Source organism: Hymenobacter canadensis (assembly GCF_027359925.1).
Lineage (GTDB): Bacteria > Bacteroidota > Bacteroidia > Cytophagales > Hymenobacteraceae > Hymenobacter > Hymenobacter canadensis.
This window is the reverse complement of record NZ_CP114767.1, coordinates 1,058,565-1,071,528: the sequence shown is the minus strand read 5'-3', so window position 1 is coordinate 1,071,528 and position 12,964 is coordinate 1,058,565. Positions and strand designations below refer to the sequence as shown.

Genomic DNA, 12,964 nt, shown 5'->3' with positions numbered 1-12,964 from the left:
AATCATCCTTTTTGGCGGCACAACTGCCGCAGGGCCGGTTGTTGCTGCCGTATCCCTCATTACCTTACCGGCCTATGCCCGATGCCATACCCGCCCTGGCGGTACATAACCTTACCAAGCACTACGGCCCGCACGCCGTGGTGCAGGACGTTTCGTTTGCGCTGGCGCCCGGCGAGACGCTGGTGCTGCTGGGGCCGAGCGGCTGCGGCAAAACCACGCTGCTGCGCATGCTCAACCGCCTAGTGGAGCCCGACAGTGGCACCGTGCACCTAACCGGCCACGATGTGCGCCAGCTGCCGCCCGAACAGCTGCGCCGCGGCATCGGCTACGTGATTCAGCAGGTGGGTTTGCTGCCGCACTACACTGTGGCCGAAAATGTGGGCGTGGTACCGGGGCTGCTGGGCCACGCGCCGGCCGCCATTGCACAGCGCACCCACGAGCTGCTTACACGCCTGCACCTGCCACCGGAGCGCTACGCCACCCAGTATCCGCACCAGCTGTCGGGTGGGCAGCAGCAGCGGGTGGGGCTGGCCCGCGCCCTGGCCGCCGACCCGCCCCTGGTGCTGCTCGACGAACCCTTCGGCGCCCTCGACCAGATTACGCGGGCCGGCATCCGCCGCGAGTTCCGGGAGCTGGAGGAGTTGCGCCGCAAAACCATGGTGCTGGTAACCCACGACGTGCAGGAAGCCTTCGAGCTGGCCGACCGGATTCTGCTGCTGGATGCCGGCCGCGTGCAGCAGCTGGGCACCCCGCGGGAGCTGCTGTTCCAGCCCGCCAACGACTTCGTGCGGCGCTTCTTCGAGGCCGAAAAGCTGAGCCTGCAATTCCGCACGCTACAGCTGCAGGACGTGCTACCCGATTTAGCTTCCGAGTACACAAACACCTCATCTTCAAACCACAAAACCCTGCCACTTACAGCAACCATCCAGGAGGCGCTGGAGGCCCTCAGCACACCCGACCCGACTTCAGGCCCCGCCACCGAGCGGGTACTGCTGACCAAGCCGGAAGTTGATCAAGCACCAGCCGTTCCCTTCAACCTGGCCTCGCTGATGAGTGCTTTCGGGCAGGCCATCCAACGTCTGCAACGGCCATGAATACGCTCCACGAACTCCTGGCTTTCTGGCAGACGCAGGCCGGCAAACTCGGCGAACAGACTCTGCAGCATATCGGCCTGACGGCTGCCTCGCTGCTGCTGGGCGTGCTGGTGGGCGTGCCGCTGGGGCTGTGGCTCACGCGCCGGCCCCGGGTGGCGCCGTGGGTGCTGGGCGTGGCCGGCGTGCTCCAGACCATTCCGAGCATTGCGCTGCTGGGCTTCCTGATTCCGCTGCTGGGCATCGGGCCGGGGCCGGCTATTCTGGCGCTGTTTCTCTATTCGCTGCTGCCCATCATCCGCAATACGGTGGCAGGAGTGCAGGGTGTGCCACCGGCGGTGGTAGACGCCGCGCGCGGGCTGGGCTTCACCGACGGGCAGCTGCTGCGTCGCGTGGAGCTGCCGCTGGCGCTGCCGGTGCTCATGGCCGGCATCCGCACGGCGGCCGTCATCAATGTGGGCGTGGCCACGCTGGCGGCCTACGTGGCGGCGGGCGGCCTCGGCGAGTTCATCTTCGGCGGCATTGCCCTCAACAACCCAGTGATGATTCTGGCCGGCGCCATTCCGGCAGCGGCTTTGGCGCTGGCCTTCGACGCGGCGCTGGGTGGCGTACAACGCCTTTCGGGACGGAAGCTGGTGGGTGTGGGCCGGGCGCTGCTGGTGACGCTGCCGCTGCTGGCGGGCCTCTACCTGCTGCCCCGCGCCACGGGCAAGCTGCTGGCCGGCTTCAGCCCCGAGTTTATCGGCCGGGCCGATGGTCTGCCGGGTTTGCGCCAGGCGTACGGGCTGGGCCGCCTGCCCAGCGTGGTGCTGGCCCCGGCTCTGGTGTACGAAGCCGCCCGCAGCGCCAACGTCGACCTCATCGATGGCTACTCCACCGATGGCCGCATCAAGGCCTACCACCTGCGCGTGCTCCACGACGACCGGCACGTGTTTCCGCCCTACTTCGCGGCCCCCGTGGTGCGGGCCGGGCTCCTCACGGAGCATCCCGAGCTGCGGGCCGTGTTCGGGATGCTGGCCGGCCAGCTCTCCGACTCCGTGATGACCGACCTCAACTACCGCGTCGATTACCTGCACGAGGAGCCGCGGGCGGTGGCGCTGGCGTTTCTGCGGCGGCGTGGGCTGTGGCGGGCACCCCGGCCGCTGGCTGCGGGCGCGCCCGTAGTGAAGTTGGGCTCCAAGATTTTTGCCGAGCAGTACATTCTAGCTGAGATGTACGCCAGCCTGATCCGGGGCAATACCGGGCTGGATGTCAGCACCAAAACCGGGCTCGGCGGCACTACCATCTGCTTCGAGGCGCTGCGCAGCGGCGCCATCGATATGTACCCCGAGTACAGCGGCACCGGCCTACTGGTGCTGCTGCAGCCCCCGCCCGCCACCGTCGATTCCTTGGGGGCCGATGCCGGGGCCGTGTTCGGCTATGTACAGCAGCAGTTCCGGCGGCGCTACCAGCTGGAGTGGCTGGCCCCGCTGGGCTTCAACAACACCTACGCGCTGCTCATGCGCCGGCAGCAGGCACGGGAGTTGGGCATCTCCTCTATTTCGGAGCTGAGCGCGTATCTGAAGTAACGCTAAGCTCCAGCTTGGCGACGAGCGTAGCGAATGTCCGGCACCGTGCCAACGTAGGCTACTTCACGTTCTCTTCACCTCGGCGGCGCGTATGTTGCACCACATTTAGTCCGTTTCTATGCACATTCTGCTTGTTGAAGACGAAAAAGGCCTGCACCAGGAGGTGAAGCAGTTCCTGCTGCAGTCGCAGTACCTCGTTGATTCGGCCTTCACCTACGCCGAGGCTTCCGAGAAAATTTACGTCAACAGCTACGATTTCGTGCTGCTGGACCTGGGCCTGCCCGGCGGCGACGGTCTGGACCTGCTGCGCGAAGCCCGCCAGAACGATAAGCAAGAGGCTTCCTTCATCATCCTCACGGCCCGCGGCGCCCTCGACGACCGAATCAAAGGCCTAGACCTGGGCGCCGACGACTACCTGCCCAAGCCGTTCTCGCTGCTGGAGCTGCAGAGCCGGATGCAGGCCATCACGCGCCGCAAGTTTGGGCTGCGGCGCCAGGAAATTAGCTTCGGCCAAGGCTTCGTGATGGACGTGACGGCCCGGGTTCTGCGCCACGGCGCGCAGGAAGTGCCGCTCACCAAAAAGGAGTTCGACCTGCTGCACTACCTGCTGCTGCACAAAAGCCGCGTGCTCACGCGCCTGCAGCTGGGCGAGCACCTGTGGGGCAATGTGCTGGAAGACGACTCCGATTCCAACTACATCGACGTGCACATCAAGAACATCCGCAAGAAGCTCACGGCCTTCGCCCCCGCCGACTTCCTGGAAACCGTGCGCGGCATTGGGTATAGAGTAACTGAGTAATTGAGTAACTGAGTAGGCTGTTCAAATACAAAAACAGTCTACTCAGTTACTCAACTACCCAGTTACTCACTATTTCTCCGAGGCTGTTTTTCGGGCTTTGGTGAGGACTGCCGTGATTTGGCCGTACTCCAATTCCAGAGCAGCCAACCTGGACTTAGGCACGAGTCCGGCATCTCCCAGCATTTCCAGCCATAACTGCGTTTCGTCTGCCTCTTCAACGCAAATACTGAGCTTGGCAAAGAATTCGGCGGCAGAGCGGCCCCGGCACGCTGCCCGATAGTTGGCGGCCACAGAAGTAGCAGACCGTAACAGCTGCCTGGCCAGCACATCAGCCGGCGCAGTTCTTGGCAATTGCTCAACCACCTGGATAACGCGCAGTGCAGCGGCTTTTGTGCGGTTGCGGAATGCTTCATTGTAGGCCGCTTTTTCTTCCCTGGTCATAGTAGGAATAGCATTTGTGAGTTGGTAAGATACCTATCAACACATTTACTCAGCTACTCTACTACTCAGTTACTCTCCCATGCGCCTCGAAGCCAAGCTGGCCCTATTCAATGCGCTATCCAAGCTGCTGCTGGTGCTGCTGGGGGCACTGGTGATTCCGCCCATCGTGAGCCGGGTGGCCGTGTCGCACACCGACCAGCGCCTGCACGAGAAAAAGCGCGAGGTGCTGGCCCTGATTGCCCGCGACGGCCTGACCGCCTTCGTGCGGCAGGAGCAGAACGAGGCCTACGCCGACTACAACATCCTCAAGCAGGAATACATCAGCCTGACGCCGGAGGCCGGCCAAGCCGCGCCGGTGGCCGTGGAGCGCATCTTTGACGAGCAGCGGCAGGTAGATAATGACGTGGAGGACTTCCGGATTCTGAGCTACCGGTTTGCGGCGCAGGGCCGCCCCTACCGCCTGGAAATTGGCTCGTCGCTGGCTACGGTGGAGCTGCTGGAAGCCACGCTGCGGCAGCTGGCGCTGTGGGTGCTGGTGGTGGGCGCCCTGCTCACCATCGTGACGGACGCGGCCTTTGCGCGCTTTCTGCTGCGCCCCCTCAGCGACCTGATTACGCGCAAGCTGCGCAACGTGCGCCACCCTTCGGCCTTCCCCTTCGCCCCCATCAGCACCAGCACCACCGACTTCCGCCGCCTCGACGACAGCCTCAACGAAATGATGCACCAGGTGCAGTCGGCGTTTGAGAAGGAGCGCGAGTTTATGAGCAACGTGTCGCACGAGCTGCTGACGCCGGTCAGCATCCTGCAGACCCGCTTCGAGAACATGCTGCAGGACCCCGACCTCAGCCATACGCACTCCCTGAAGATTGTAGAATCCCAAAAAACGCTCTACCGCCTGCGCAACACCGTCCGGACGCTACTGCTCATCGCCAACATCGAAAACGAGCAGTACCTGCGCGAGGACTCGGTGAGCATGGCCGCGGTGCTGGCCGAAGTGCTCAACGAGCTCGACGACCGGCTAACCCAGCGCGAGCTGCACCTGCGCACCCAGCTTTCCCCCGACCTGGTGCTGCCCCGCGCCAACCACTCGCTGCTGTTTACGCTGCTGTTCAATCTGCTCAGCAACGCCATCAAGTACAACCGCCAGGGCGGCAGCATCACCGTAACCGGCGCGCTGCTGCCAGGCGGCGGCTACCGCCTGGCCGTGGCCGATACCGGGCCCGGCATTGCCCCCGAAAACTTGCCCCACCTCTTCGACCGGTTCCGGCGCTTCAATGCGGGCGGGGCCGCGTCGCCGGAAGGCTTCGGCCTCGGCCTGCCCATTGCCTTAACCATTGCCACCTTCCACGAGGCCACGCTCACGGCTACCTCGGAGCTGGGCAAAGGCACCACATTTGCCCTGGAATTTGCCGGCAGCTCAGTGGCCAGCCCGGTTGCGGTTTAGCGCCTGACCCTCATACAGTCTTCATGCTGAGCGCACTAGCTTAGAGCTACCACTCGCGCCATCCCTACCCGCATGAGCCCTGCCCTGTTTCGCCACAATTCCCACGTCAGGCCGCTGCTTGGCATTTTGCTTCTCCTGGCCGCCCTCGCCGTGCTGCTCTACCTGCCGGTACTACTGAAGCCCGCCCCGCCGGCCGCCATGGCGCACAACGTGCCACTGGTTGTGCGCCACTCCCCCGGGCCGGTGGTGCGCCACGTAAGGCAAGTGTGGAATAGATAGCCCACAGTACTACTCATTAAAAAAGCCGCGTATCGGCGGCAGATTCTGTTTATGAACCTGCCGCCGATACACGGCTTTGCCCCAGAATAGACCGGCTGGCTGCTACAAACCTGCCGCCGCTACGCGGCTACTGCGCATTCTGGGCAGCTTAACTCAGCTGCTCAGTTACTCCCTACCCCAATCCTTCGGCCGACTCGCCGGGCTCAGGGGTGGCGCTGCCCTGGTGCGGGGCCGGGTGCGTGGGCCCGTCGAATTTCGGGCCCAGCTGCCAGCTGGCGTTCAGGGTGCTGATGGCGTGGTGGGCCGTGAGGTCGAACTGGCAGGGCACCACCGATATGAAGTTGTTGGCCAGCGCCCACTCGTCGGTGTCGTTGCCCTGGTCGAGGTTCACGAACTCCCCGATCAGCCAGTAATACGGGCGCTTGTAGGGGTCGTGGCGCAAATCGAACTCTTCCTGCCACTTGGCGCGGGCCTGGCGGCAGATCCGGATGCCCGCAATCGGCTGCTCTGACTTCTTGGGAATGTTCACGTTCAGGGCCGTACCCTGCGGAATGCCGTGCGCCAGCGCCTCCCGCACAATGTGCTCCACCCAGGCTTCAGTGTGCTCGAAATCGGCGTTGTGGCCGTATTCGCAGAGCGAAAACCCGATGGCCGGCAGCCCTTCGATGGCCGCCTCGATGGCCGCCGACATCGTGCCCGAGTACAGCACGTTCACCGAGGAGTTGGAGCCGTGGTTGATGCCCGACACCACCAGATCGGGCTGGCGGTCTTTCAGCACGTGGTGCTTGGCCAGCTTCACGCAGTCGGCCGGGGTGCCGCTGCACTCGTAGCTCTCGATGCCGGGAAAGATGGTGCTGGGGTCGAGGCGCAGCGAGGTGCCGATGGTGATGGCGTGGCCCATGCCCGACTGCGGCGAGTTGGGCGCCACCACCACTACCTCGCCGATGCGGCGCATGACGCGCACGAGCGTGGCAATGCCGGGAGCCGTGATGCCGTCGTCGTTGGAAATGAGAATCAGGGGTTTACGGGCAGTATCAGACACGATGCAAAGAAGTGTGGTGAACGAAAGGACGCACAAAGGTACATGCTTCCCTACGCGCCGCCCAGGCTCCGTGGCCGACATAGCCGGCAAATTCTCTGGTGAGCTGCTTATCAACTACTGCCCGGGTTCTGTCGTATGCCCATGATGCTGAATCGATTTGCTACTCTGGCCCCAGCTCTGGCTGCGGCCCTGCTTACCACCGTCCTGGCCACCTCCTGCGGCTCCCCCACCGACTCGGGGACGCCCCCCTTCCTGCCCGCCGACGGGACCACCGACCCGGCGGCCCTCAGGCCCGGCGCCACCGGCGTAGCCCAGGAGCCCGGCACCGCTGCTGCCGTTGATAACATTGATCTGCAGTATCTTATCAGCCCGGGCCGCGCCGGCCAGCTGCGCCTGGGAATGCGCGAATCGCAGCTCAAAAAAGTGGTGCCCGCCGAGTTGCTGCGCGCCACCACCTACTCCGACAACGGCCGGGAGCTACCTGCCTACGAAATGCGCGACGCCCAGCGGCCCGATGCCCCAGCCAACATCCTGCACATGATTCCGGACTCGGCCGGCGGCTACCGCCTGCGCCGCATCCGCATCTACGACCCGCAGTACCGCACGGCCGAGGGCATTGGCGTCGGTTCGCCGTTTGGGGCGGCCCGCCAGAACCTGGGCCTGACGCGGGTACGCAACACGCCGGCCGGCTTCGCCGCCGTTTCGGGCGAGGTGAAAACCGCCTGGGTTATCGACCCAAACTCGCTGCCCGATAAGCATCCGGAGGAAATGAGCTCGACGGATATTCCGCCGGCCGCACGCATCACCGGGGTATTACTATACCAGTAGCCGGCAAACCCTGCAGATTGTGATGCTGCGTATTTCTTGTACTTTGCCAACGAAAGCACACTCTTTTCTCTGGCCAAGCATTCAGGAATACCGTTTTTCCTATGACTCTGTTTGAAAACCGCTACCGCACCCACAACCTTGGCCTCTTGCTGCTGCGGGTGGGCATTGGCGTCATGTTCACAATCCATGGCTACCCCAAGCTGGTTGGCGGACCCGAGGCCTGGGCGAAAGTGGGCAGCGTGATGAAGGTGGTGGGGCTGGATTTCGCGCCGGCTTTCTGGGGCTTTCTGGCCGCCGTGGCCGAGGCCGTGGGCGGGCAGCTGCTGGCGTTGGGGTTGTTTTTTCGGGTGGCCTGTGCCCTGCTTTTGGGTACGATGATTATGGCTACGGTGCAGCACCTGAGCGCCGGCGACGGGTTCAGTGGCTACTCGCACGCCTTGGAATCGGCGTTTCTGTTTTTGGGGCTGCTGCTGGCCGGCCCCGGCCACCTCAGCCTCGACCAGGTGCTGTTCCCGGCCCGCCGCCGGCTGTACTAGGGATTGGGGATTGGGGATTAGGGATTAGGGATTAGGGATTAGGGATTAGGGAATATACGGGGCCGTTATGCCCCTTTTTTATCCTAAGCCCCAGGCCCTGGTCCCTAAGCCCTAACGCATACCTTTGCCGCATGCTTTCCTTCCTGCTTTCCGCGCTGCTGCTCACGTCGGCGGCGCCCAAAACCGACTGGCGCACGCCCTACGAGCTGGGCAACGGCAATACCACCACCACCCACGCCGCCTGCATTGCCTACTATCAGCGCCTGGATGCGGCCTATCCCGAAATCACGCTGCGCGAGGCTGGCACCACCGACAGCGGCCGGCCGCTGCACGAGGTAGTGGTGAGCCTCGATGGCGACGCCGACCCGGCCTCGGTGCGGGCCAAAGGGCGGCGCGTAGTGTTTATCCAGAATGGCATTCATCCGGGCGAGCCGGAGGGCATTGATGCGGCCATGATGCTGGCCCGCGACTACGTGCAGCAGCCCAGGCTACGCCGCCAGCTCACGGACATTACGCTGGTTATCATTCCGATATACAACGTGGATGGCTCACTGAACCGCAACTCCACCACCCGCGCCAACCAAAACGGGCCCGAGAGCTACGGCTTCCGCGGCAACGCCCGCAACCTCGACCTGAACCGCGACTATATCAAGCAGGACTCGCGCAACGCCCGCGCCTTTGCGCAGCTGTTTCAGCGCTGGCAGCCCGACGTTTTCGTGGACACCCACACCTCCGACGGCGCCGACTACCAGTACACGATGACGCTCATTGCCACGCAGCAAAGCAAGCTGCATCCGGCCCTGCGCAGCTACCTGAATGGGCAGCTGCTGCCGGCCGTGTACGGCGGCATGGCCAAGCGCAAAACGCCCATGACGCCCTACGTGGACTTTGAGGGCCGCACGCCCGACGCCCGCGGCCTGACGGGCTTTATGGAGTCGCCGCGCTACTCCACGGGCTACACCACGCTGTTCAACACCATCGGCTTCGTCACGGAAACGCACATGCTCAAGGCCTACGCGCCCCGCGTGAAGGCCCAGTATGATTTCTTGGAGCTGCTGGTGCAGGCCGTGGCCCAGCAGAAAGCGGCCTTGGCCCAGGCCCGCGCCGCCGCCCAGCAGCAGACGGCCACCCAAACCACGTTCCCGCTGGCTTGGAAGCTCGACACCACGGCTGCCGACAAGGTGACGTTTCTCGGCTACGAGGGCAAACTGAAGCCCAGCGACATCAGCGGCCAACCCCGCCTCTACTACGACCGCAAGGCCCCGTATTCGCGCCAGATTCCGTACTACAACACGTTTCAGCCTACCGTGCAGGTGCAGCGTCCGGTGGCCTATCTGATTCCACAGGCCTGGGGCGAGGTGCTGGAACGCCTGCGCCTCTCGGGCGTGCAGCTGCGTCGCCTGCGCCAGGACACCACCCTCACGGCCGACGTGTACTATGTGCAGGACTACAAAACCGGCCAGCGCCCCTACGAGGGCCACTACGTGCACACGGCCGTGGAGCTGCGCACCGCGCCGCAGCCCGTAGCCTTCCTGAAAGGCGACTACGTAGCCGACCTCAACCAGCCCGCCGCCCGCTACCTCATCGAAACGCTGGAGCCGCAGGCCACCGACTCATTTTTTGCCTGGGGCTTCTTCGACAGCGTGCTGCAGCAAAAGGAGTATTTCTCGGACTACGTGTTCGAGGATGTGGCCGCCGACCTGCTGCGCCGCGACCCGGCCCTGCGCGAGCGGCTGGAGAAGCTTAAGCAGCAAAACCCCGCCTTTGCCGCCAGCGGCGCTGCCCAGCTTGACTGGGTGTACCGCCAGTCGCCGAACTACGAGAAATCCCACCTGCGCTACCCGGTAGTCCGCTGGATGGGCGGCGCGCTGCCAGTGGAGTAGTCTAGCTGATGAAAGGCCGTCATGCTGAGCTTGTCGAAGCATCTCTACCGCTTCGTTGTGAAACCATTTATTAGTTTGAGGTAGAGATGCTTCGACTGCGGCTGCGCCTTCGCTCAGCATGACGGCCTAAAAGCGTTGTAAATCCCTTTATTACCTGCTTCCCACTCATGCCCATCCTCGAACTCGAAAACCTTTCCAAAACCTACGGCAGCACCACGGCGCTGCGAGGCTTGACGCTGCAGGTGGAGCCGGGCAGCGTGTATGGCCTGCTGGGGCCCAACGGCAGCGGCAAAACCACCACGCTGGGCATTGCGCTGGGCGTGCTGCGGGCCTCGGGCGGGACGGTGCGCTGGTTTGGGCAGCCGCCCACGGCAGCCGGGCGGCGGCGCATCGGGGCGCTGCTGGAAACGCCCAACTTCTTCCCCTACCTCTCGGCCCGCCAGAACCTGCAGCTGGCCGCCGACATCAAGCAGGCCGACCCGCGCAGCGTAGATCAGGCCCTCGATACCGTGGGGCTGGGCACGCGCCAGCACGATGCCTTCCGCGGGTTCTCGCTGGGCATGAAGCAACGGTTGGCGCTGGCCTCCACCCTGCTCGGCAACCCCGAGGTGCTGGTGCTGGATGAGCCCACCAACGGCCTCGATCCGCAAGGCATTGCCGAGGTACGCGGCCTGGTGCAACGCCTGGCGGCGGAAGGCAAAACCATCATTCTGGCCAGCCACCTGCTCGATGAAATAGAGAAAGTATGTACACATGTGGCGGTGCTGCAGCGCGGCGAGCTGCGGGCGGCCGGCCCCGTCGGCAACATCCTGGCCACCGCCGACCGGGTGCTGCTGCGCCCCGAGCCGCGGGCCACAGCGACCGTGCAGCAGGCCCTGGCCGCCCTGCCCTGGGTGTCGGACGTGCGCCCCGAAACCGACGGCCAGTTAAGCGCCGCCCTCGCGCCCGGCCACGGCCCCGCCGACCTCAACCGCGCCCTTTTTGCCCAGAACATTGCCCTAGCCGGCCTGGAGCTGCGCCGCCGCAGCCTGGAAGCCCAGTTTCTGGAGCTGACGAAATAGCTGTGTTGATTTTTGATGGGCTGATTGATGTTAGTTGATTGCTGACGTGTTGCTTGCTGACACTGCAACCTAATCATGTCAACGAACAATCAGCTCAATAACAGTCAGCTACCAGCATCCTAATACATTATAAATCAGCACACCAATACATGCTTTTCCGCGCCGAACTTCGCAAGATTCTCCCCTACCGTACTGTCTGGATCAACCTGCTGGCCTACGCCGTGCTGCTGCTGCTGTTTGTATCGGCAGGCGGCAGCCTGAACGTGAACGGGCAACCGCTGGGCCAGTCACTGTATATGTTTCCGGGGCTGTGGGACAAGCTGGCTTTCGTAGCCAGCTACTTCACCATGCTGCTGGGCATCTTGTTCATCATCCTTATTACCGACGAGTTTCAGTTCCGCACGTTCCGGCAGCAGGTGATTGACGGTAGCTCGGTGGCGGGGCTGCTGCAGAATAAGATAGTCGTTTCTGGGCTGCTGGCGGGCTTTGCGATGGTAGTCGTGCTGGGCATTGGCGCGTACTTCGGGCTGACGCGGGCGGCCGGCACGGTGGCGCAGGCCACGACGGGTTTGCCGGCGGTGCTGCTCTACGGGGTGCAGGTGCTGGGCGTGCTGGCGCTGGCCGCGCTGGTGGCGGTGCTGGTGCGCCGCAGCGGAGCCGCCATCCTACTGTTTCTACTGTATCTGTGGGTGGCTGAGCCGCTGTTGCGACTGTCGCTGCCCAACGAGCTGGACCGCTACCTGCCGGCCAAGATCTTCAACAGCCTCACGCCCATGCCCGGCCAGGAGCTGATGGCCACCGTGACCGGCCCCTCCATGGCCCTGCTGCCCAGCCAGGCGCTGCCGCTGGCCCTGGCATATACGGCCCTGTTTTGGGGCTTGAGCTACCTGCTCCTGCGCAGCCGCGATTTGTAGTGGTTGAGTGAATGAAGTCGTTGAATAGCCCCAGCGGGGCGGCATATCGGTAGAAACCCAGCTAGCCATCAAATACAGAGCCCCAGCGGGGCGACACCTTAGCCGCGCGGTCAAGGTGTCGCCCCGCTGGGGCTCGCATCAGATTAAAAACTCACTCCTTCACCAGCGAGTTGGCGTAGTTCACGATGAAGGCCAGCTCGCGGGCGACGGTGAAACTGAGGCGGTTGTCGCGGGCGTACTGTTCCAGCTGCCGGGCTTGGCCCCGGAATACGGCTAGCAGATCCTTCTTGGGGCTTCGTAACGCAATGATGCTGCCGGTGGGCGTGGCCAGGTAGAAATCGTCCTTCTTCTCGGTGTAGGTGCCGAAGTTGCGGCCGCCGTAGCCGTAGCCGCCGTATGGGCCGTTGTTGACGGTGCGCTCCACCAGCGACTCGCGGCGCAGCAGCATGCGGGGGCCGTTGCTGAGCTGCTCGAAAAACGCCGGCGACGTGAAGTCGCTGTAGTCGTTGCCCCGGTTCCAGCGGAAGGAGCGGAACACCCGCACGCGGTTCAGGTTTTCGGTTTCGGGGCGCAGGCGCGGCACGCCATACACGGGGTTGCCATAGTAGTAGCCGTTGCGGGCATCGAGGAAATTGTCGTAGTAGCCGTTGCCGAGGCGGCTGTCAATCTGCTCGCCTTTCACCGCGAAGCTGTTGACGCTTACCGCCGACAGCGTGGTGAGCGTGCCGTCGGGCTGGGCCATGAGCAGCACGTCCTGGTCGCGGCGCAACGTGACGGGGCCCCGGAGCGTGTCGCCGGAAGTCAGCAGAATGGTGCTACCAGCAAACTCCTGTACCAGGGCCCGCTGGTTTTGCTGCGCCTGCACGGTAGGTCCGGCACCCAACGCCAGGCCCGTCAGCAGCGCATATACAACGGTAGGGAGCTTCATCATATCCGGAGAAAGATAGCCGAAAAAATACAGGGCCGCCGCGTGCTGGCGCGGCTTTTTCCAGCTAACTCTGCCTCTGCCCGGCAGGTTTCGCAGAACAGGACACGGCGCGTCTCTTTCCGGATGGTCCGTCTATTGCCGGGCCGGCAG

General features: G+C 63.9%; 13 protein-coding genes. 10 read left to right on the top strand and 3 right to left on the bottom strand.

Features of this window, described 5'->3' with window-relative positions:
• Nucleotides 1-74 precede the first annotated feature (74 nt).
• The 3 genes from O3303_RS04585 (at nt 75) to O3303_RS04575 (ending at nt 3,458) form a co-directional block, all read left to right on the top strand.
• On the top strand, nt 75-1,094 hold the full coding sequence (locus O3303_RS04585) for an ABC transporter ATP-binding protein (protein WP_269560888.1): 1,020 nt from the start codon (nt 75-77) through the stop codon (nt 1,092-1,094).
• A complete protein-coding gene (locus tag O3303_RS04580; RefSeq protein ID WP_269560887.1) occupies nt 1,091-2,659 on the top strand; it encodes an ABC transporter permease/substrate-binding protein in 1,569 nt (522 codons plus the stop codon). Before O3303_RS04585 ends, O3303_RS04580 begins: the two co-directional genes overlap by 4 nt.
• 118 nt (nt 2,660-2,777) lie before the next feature.
• Nucleotides 2,778-3,458, top strand: a complete 681-nt coding sequence (locus O3303_RS04575) for a response regulator transcription factor (protein ID WP_269560886.1) — start codon at nt 2,778-2,780, stop codon at nt 3,456-3,458.
• A 69-nt stretch (nt 3,459-3,527) separates the two neighbouring features.
• Here O3303_RS04575 and O3303_RS04570 read toward each other — a convergent pair whose 3' ends face one another.
• Nucleotides 3,528-3,899 carry a four helix bundle protein gene (locus O3303_RS04570; protein ID WP_269560885.1) on the bottom strand — a complete coding sequence of 124 codons (372 nt, stop codon included), beginning with the start codon at nt 3,897-3,899 and terminating at the stop codon, nt 3,528-3,530.
• Between the two features lie 79 nt (nt 3,900-3,978).
• Between O3303_RS04570 and O3303_RS04565 the strand changes: the two genes are divergently transcribed.
• Together O3303_RS04565 and O3303_RS04560 are read left to right on the top strand one after the other, a co-directional pair.
• Nucleotides 3,979-5,343 carry a sensor histidine kinase gene (locus tag O3303_RS04565; protein WP_269560884.1) on the top strand — a complete coding sequence of 455 codons (1,365 nt, stop codon included), beginning with the start codon at nt 3,979-3,981 and terminating at the stop codon, nt 5,341-5,343.
• A gap of 72 nt (nt 5,344-5,415) precedes the next feature.
• Nucleotides 5,416-5,622 (top strand): hypothetical protein, encoded by a 207-nt coding sequence (locus O3303_RS04560; RefSeq protein WP_269560883.1) that lies wholly within the window; start codon nt 5,416-5,418, stop codon nt 5,620-5,622.
• A gap of 172 nt (nt 5,623-5,794) precedes the next feature.
• Here the strand turns inward: O3303_RS04560 and surE are convergent, their stop codons facing one another.
• A complete protein-coding gene (gene surE / locus O3303_RS04555; protein ID WP_269560882.1) occupies nt 5,795-6,664 on the bottom strand; it encodes a 5'/3'-nucleotidase SurE in 870 nt (289 codons plus the stop codon).
• Nucleotides 6,665-6,805: 141 nt separating this feature from the next.
• Between surE and O3303_RS04550 the strand changes: the two genes are divergently transcribed.
• From O3303_RS04550 to O3303_RS04530, 5 genes are all read left to right on the top strand, one after another.
• Nucleotides 6,806-7,492 (top strand): hypothetical protein, encoded by a 687-nt coding sequence (locus O3303_RS04550; RefSeq protein ID WP_269560881.1) that lies wholly within the window; start codon nt 6,806-6,808, stop codon nt 7,490-7,492.
• Between the two features lie 101 nt (nt 7,493-7,593).
• Nucleotides 7,594-8,028: a DoxX family protein gene (locus O3303_RS04545; protein ID WP_269560880.1), complete on the top strand. Its 435-nt coding sequence runs from the start codon at nt 7,594-7,596 to the stop codon at nt 8,026-8,028.
• 131 nt (nt 8,029-8,159) lie between these two features.
• On the top strand, nt 8,160-9,911 hold the full coding sequence (locus O3303_RS04540; protein WP_269560879.1) for a M14 family metallopeptidase: 1,752 nt from the start codon (nt 8,160-8,162) through the stop codon (nt 9,909-9,911).
• Between the two features lie 167 nt (nt 9,912-10,078).
• Nucleotides 10,079-10,972: an ABC transporter ATP-binding protein gene (locus O3303_RS04535; RefSeq protein ID WP_269560878.1), complete on the top strand. Its 894-nt coding sequence runs from the start codon at nt 10,079-10,081 to the stop codon at nt 10,970-10,972.
• A 149-nt stretch (nt 10,973-11,121) separates the two neighbouring features.
• Complete coding sequence (locus tag O3303_RS04530; protein WP_269560877.1) at nt 11,122-11,886, top strand: ABC transporter permease; 765 nt, start codon at nt 11,122-11,124, stop codon at nt 11,884-11,886.
• A 151-nt stretch (nt 11,887-12,037) separates the two neighbouring features.
• Here O3303_RS04530 and O3303_RS04525 read toward each other — a convergent pair whose 3' ends face one another.
• Nucleotides 12,038-12,817 carry a hypothetical protein gene (locus tag O3303_RS04525; protein WP_269560876.1) on the bottom strand — a complete coding sequence of 260 codons (780 nt, stop codon included), beginning with the start codon at nt 12,815-12,817 and terminating at the stop codon, nt 12,038-12,040.
• Nucleotides 12,818-12,964 lie beyond the last annotated feature (147 nt).

Bases quoted from the DNA above. Each gene is read 5' to 3' on its own strand.
- O3303_RS04585 (WP_269560888.1), top strand. From the start codon at position 75: ATGCCCGATGCCATACCCGCCCTGGCGGTACATAACCTTACCAAGCAC.
- O3303_RS04580 (WP_269560887.1), top strand. From the start codon at position 1,091: ATGAATACGCTCCACGAACTCCTGGCTTTCTGGCAGACGCAGGCCGGC.
- O3303_RS04575 (WP_269560886.1), top strand. From the start codon at position 2,778: ATGCACATTCTGCTTGTTGAAGACGAAAAAGGCCTGCACCAGGAGGTG.
- O3303_RS04570 (WP_269560885.1), bottom strand. From the start codon at position 3,899: ATGACCAGGGAAGAAAAAGCGGCCTACAATGAAGCATTCCGCAACCGC.
- O3303_RS04565 (WP_269560884.1), top strand. From the start codon at position 3,979: ATGCGCCTCGAAGCCAAGCTGGCCCTATTCAATGCGCTATCCAAGCTG.
- O3303_RS04560 (WP_269560883.1), top strand. From the start codon at position 5,416: ATGAGCCCTGCCCTGTTTCGCCACAATTCCCACGTCAGGCCGCTGCTT.
- O3303_RS04550 (WP_269560881.1), top strand. From the start codon at position 6,806: ATGATGCTGAATCGATTTGCTACTCTGGCCCCAGCTCTGGCTGCGGCC.
- O3303_RS04545 (WP_269560880.1), top strand. From the start codon at position 7,594: ATGACTCTGTTTGAAAACCGCTACCGCACCCACAACCTTGGCCTCTTG.
- O3303_RS04540 (WP_269560879.1), top strand. From the start codon at position 8,160: ATGCTTTCCTTCCTGCTTTCCGCGCTGCTGCTCACGTCGGCGGCGCCC.
- O3303_RS04535 (WP_269560878.1), top strand. From the start codon at position 10,079: ATGCCCATCCTCGAACTCGAAAACCTTTCCAAAACCTACGGCAGCACC.
- O3303_RS04530 (WP_269560877.1), top strand. From the start codon at position 11,122: ATGCTTTTCCGCGCCGAACTTCGCAAGATTCTCCCCTACCGTACTGTC.
- O3303_RS04525 (WP_269560876.1), bottom strand. From the start codon at position 12,817: ATGATGAAGCTCCCTACCGTTGTATATGCGCTGCTGACGGGCCTGGCG.